The organism is Paenibacillus lactis (genome assembly GCF_017873605.1).
Taxonomy (GTDB): Bacteria; Bacillota; Bacilli; order Paenibacillales; family Paenibacillaceae; genus Paenibacillus_AQ; species Paenibacillus_AQ lactis.
Genome location: NZ_JAGGKI010000042.1, coordinates 1 through 4307, shown reverse-complemented (window position 1 = coordinate 4307; position 4307 = coordinate 1). Strand labels below are relative to the sequence as shown.

Annotated in this window: 5 protein-coding genes; 2 read left to right on the top strand and 3 right to left on the bottom strand. The window is 47.9% G+C overall.

Annotated features, from left to right (window positions below; genetic code table 11):
* Nucleotides 1-303: 303 nt before the first annotated feature.
* Entirely contained in the window at nt 304-534 is a 231-nt protein-coding gene (locus J2Z18_RS30195; RefSeq protein ID WP_007132529.1) for a hypothetical protein, read from the bottom strand.
* A 222-nt stretch (nt 535-756) separates the two neighbouring features.
* A complete protein-coding gene (locus J2Z18_RS30190) occupies nt 757-1365 on the bottom strand; it encodes a stage II sporulation protein M (RefSeq protein WP_007132530.1) in 609 nt (202 codons plus the stop codon).
* 94 nt (nt 1366-1459) lie between these two features.
* Here J2Z18_RS30190 and pdaB point away from each other — a divergent pair, with 94 nt between their 5' ends.
* Complete coding sequence (pdaB, locus tag J2Z18_RS30185) at nt 1460-2263, top strand: polysaccharide deacetylase family sporulation protein PdaB (protein ID WP_007132531.1); 804 nt, start codon at nt 1460-1462, stop codon at nt 2261-2263.
* A 45-nt stretch (nt 2264-2308) separates the two neighbouring features.
* Here the strand turns inward: pdaB and J2Z18_RS30180 are convergent, their stop codons facing one another.
* Nucleotides 2309-2902, bottom strand: coding sequence for a KinB-signaling pathway activation protein (locus J2Z18_RS30180; protein WP_007132532.1), 594 nt, complete (start codon nt 2900-2902; stop codon nt 2309-2311).
* A 127-nt stretch (nt 2903-3029) separates the two neighbouring features.
* Between J2Z18_RS30180 and gerD the strand changes: the two genes are divergently transcribed.
* A complete protein-coding gene (gene gerD / locus J2Z18_RS30175; protein ID WP_007132533.1) occupies nt 3030-3743 on the top strand; it encodes a spore germination lipoprotein GerD in 714 nt (237 codons plus the stop codon).
* Nucleotides 3744-4307: the final 564 nt, after the last annotated feature.

The window sequence follows — 4307 nt, the reverse complement described above, 5'->3', positions numbered from 1 at the left end:
AGAAAAACTGACGAGAATTTGTTCAATTCTCTATTGTAACTCCCCGCCGAAGCGGTTCGTTTTTACTCACTCGTTGTTCAGTTTTCAAAGATCAATCATCGTTTCTTTTCGTCATCCGCATCTCAGCGGCGACTTTTATAATATATCATACTTCCTAGCAACTTTGCAATACTTTTTTTAAAAAAGTTTTTTGAAGTTTTTGGTGAAGTTTGATGGCCGCCGACCCGCGGCATCACCTTCGGAAAGGAAGCGAAAATTAATTTACCACACACTCGGCGAGTTCGTCAACACTTTTTCTGCGAATTAGTGTTTGAATTGCGGGAACTTCCCGTTACGCGCATATTTGGAGAGTTCTTTCTGAGGAGCAAAGCGGGCATACATGCGAAATACCGTCTTATAGCGATTCGCGATCGCCTGTCTAATATTCTGGTCCAATCGTTGGTCGCTTAAGTCCAGCAGCATTTCATCCAGTTCTTTTCGCAGTACATAATCAAGCTCTTTGCATTCTTTCTCATTGAATAGCATTCCCAGCATGATAGGACCTCCTTATATATTAGCGAACAATGAAATTTCACTTTCATCGGGTTAAAGCAGCTCTTGCCTATGTAAGGTTGATTAACCGATATGGCCGGATCTCTAAACCGAATATAAGCGATTTCTGGTTTTTCAAAACAGCGAGCGCTGTAAGCTTCACTTAACACTCTTGAAGAACAACGCTCGATCCGCTTTATTAGGTATGCACAATTTCCTTGAAAATTATGACATCAGCCACAATGTAATTGTACTTTCGATAATGGCGGCGACCAGCAGAAGCACGACGACCCATAGCGATGCCGTCCCCAGCTTGCGCCAGAAGCCGCGCCACTCCGTGCCGATCCCTCTTCTTTTCTCACCTGATGCAAGCATGCTTCGGAAGACTAACCCGCCGAAAGCAAGACCATACCCGCAGGCAATCACAATGACCGGAATTTCGATGATCCCGTGCGGGAGCAATCCCTTCACAATGAGATCAAACAGACTCTCGCCGCTTGCCTGCACGATTTTCAGCAAAAACCCAATCACCATGCCGTTAACGAGAAGGAATATGAATGGGATAACCCCGAGCAATATGCCTGACAACATGACCAGCACACTCTTGATGCTATTGTTCAAAAATATAAACACAAAGAAGCTCCATTCCGGGTTGTCCGACATCCGCAGCTCCTGACTCATCTCCCCCAGCCCTTGAAGCTGGCTGATAAGCAGCTGCTCAAATTCATCCGATCCCCACCCGATCGCAATCCCGCCGGCAAACAAGACGGCAGAAAGAATGAGCGCCTTCCGGATCGTGGTTAAATCTCTAAGAAAATTGCTAAAACGAAACATTCGGTACCTCCTTTATTGGTATAACTCACAAGTACGAGCATATGTTGAAGTAAACAAGCTACTGCACACTGAAGGGAGAGGGGCAGATCGTATTATGAATTCTTTTTATGTATTCAACGGCAGAAAGATCAAGCGGTTTTTCTTTGTTCTTGCCGCAGCGGTATTTGCAATCGGCGTCATTTATGTGGAGAGCGACAATATCTCGGTTTTCTCTGAAACCGGCCCGTCGGCCATTTACAGCGTGTCTACAGACAAGAAGCAGATAGCCTTGACATTTGATATCAGCTGGGGAGAAAAACGCGCAGAGCCCATTCTGAAGGCGCTAAAAGACAACGGAGTCCAGAAAGCCACCTTCTTCCTCTCCGGACCATGGAGCAAAACGCATCCGGACATCGTGAATGCCATCAAGGAAAGCGGTTATGAAATCGGCAGCCACGGCTTCAAGCACGAGAACTACAGCTCCCTGTCTGATGAGGAGATTCGGAAGCAGATCATGTCGGCTCATGATATTTTAACCTCAATGACCGGACAAGAACCGAAATTAATCCGGATGCCGAACGGCGACTTTGATAAACGGGTCTTAAGCATTGCGGAAAGCCTGAACTACACCGTCATCCAGTGGGATACGGACTCGAGAGATTGGAAGAACATCGGCGTGGATAAAATCGTCGACCGGGTCGTCTCCAAAGCGCATCCTGGCGATATTGTGCTCATGCATGCCAGCGACTCCGTCAAGCAAACGCACGAAGCGCTGCCGCAGATTATTCAAGAACTCCGCAATAAAGGGTATGAGTTCGTCACCGTGACCGACTTGCTCCAGCAAGGAAGCACAAAGGGCACCGAGGTACGCGACCATGCTTCGATTCAAAAAAATATTGAGGATGCCGGCGGGCTGTGATGCTGCCTCCCGCTTTCCTACCGGTAATAAAAAAAGAGCTAAGGTTTAGCTCTTTTTTTCATCCTGCGTAACTTTATGCAGCGTCAGAATTTGGTATGCATTACAGATCAAAAGAGGTACGACCATAAAGATGGTGGCATTGCTCACACCGATCTGCAGGACGCCGATGATTTCTACAATAGAAACCGCCATCATAAAGAACAGCGTCGGTATCCAGGCATTGGCGTTTGTGCTCTTTACTTTAAAATAAGCGACAATGACTGCAACGACCAGAATGGCAATCCCTAAGCCCACATCTTGTCCCAAGCTAGTCGATCCGCCAACGAAGGTGCGGAAGAACATCAGCTCAAGCAGCGCAAGAACGGCTAGCACGATCTGAATGTACTGCCAGGTTTTTTTGCGGAATATGCCTATTCCCATATAATTTAACGTCAGGTAGGCAAAAAAGCCCATCTGGGAATACACGCTCACCAAAGCCCCAGAACCCAACAAAATCAGTGGGTATATTAAAAAATCGGCTACTCCCTTAAAATCGATAAAGCCATTAAACAGCTGCAGCCCCAGACCTACAATTAAGGCCGCTACTGCCCCTACGAGCATCGTCTTCAAAAATAATTTGGACCACTTCCGTAAGCTCAACGAACCTCCACCCCCACAGATCATTATTTTACCAACGTTCACAATAAAAAACCATTCTGAATGCGACATATTTCCGCAAAAGCATCGCATACTATTCACAGAACCGTAAAAAAGGAGGAAAACGGTAATGAAGTGGCCGTTATTTCGTTTATGTATTATCGTCTTCGTTGCTGCCATAACGCTTACCGCTTGCGGCCAGGAACAGAGCGCTTCCCCTCAGCTTGGATATAAAGAGATCAAATCCATGGTGGTCGACATCCTGAAGACCGACGAAGGAAAAAAAGCGGTGGAAGAAGCGCTCGGAGGCGGGTCCGGTTCTTCCGGAAGCACCGGGTCGATGGGGATGCGGATGATGACCGCCCAATCCGGCGAGGAGATCCGGATGGCTGTTAAAGACACGCTTGTATCGGATGAATATAAAAAAGAAATCGAAAAAATTATGACCGACCCGAAATTTGCCGGCGATTTCGCCAAAGCGATCAATTCCCAAAGCAAACAGCTGCATATGCAGTTGATTAAAGACCCTACTTATCAAAAAGCCATTCAGGACATGCTGAAATCTCCGGACGTGATGAAGTCGTTCCTGGAACTGACCAACACGCCGGATTACCGCAAGCAATCCATGACCGTCATGCAAGAGGCAATGCAAAATCCCCTCTTCCGCATGGAAGTGCTGGAGCTTTTGAAATCCGTCGTGAAGGACGAGCTTCAGCCTAAAGTGGAGAAGAAGAAGCCGCAAGAGGATCAGAAGCAAGAGCAAGGCGGCGGTGAAGGCGGCGGCGAGGGTGAAGGTGGCGGCGAAGGCGGCGGTCAAGGTGAAGAGGGCGGCAGCGGAAGTTAACCGTCTGGCCGGTACCCTCTCGACATATCCGGTTAAAGACACTCTTTCACCGGTTATCGTTCTTGACTAACTGGCTGCCTCTTGAAGCCAAAAACCGTACGATTGCAACTGGGTAAATCCCAATAACAGCCTATACAGCCAGTTCATACGCATAACGGCCCATGCAGTTCTCACGCAAAACGGCCTTGTGCCCCATCAAACGCATACGGCTCATCTCCCCGGCCCATACGCCATTACGGCACGTCCAGCTCGGAGGCACGTTAGCCTACTCATGCGCTCACAACACAATCAGCTGCTCATACGCCATAGAGCACATTAGCCTGCTCATACGCTACACGGCCTTCCAACTGGCTCATATGCCACACGGCACTTCCAACTGGCTCATATGCCACACGGCACTTCCAACTGCTCATACGCCAACGGCACATTTAGCCGCTTCATACGCAAACAAGCTCCCATCAGGGAGCTTGTCAGGCTGTCGAGAAAGTCTCGACAGCTATTTTCTTGTGAATTTAATTCAACACGACACCGCGTTAATGTTGTATAATGGTATTAAATAAACCG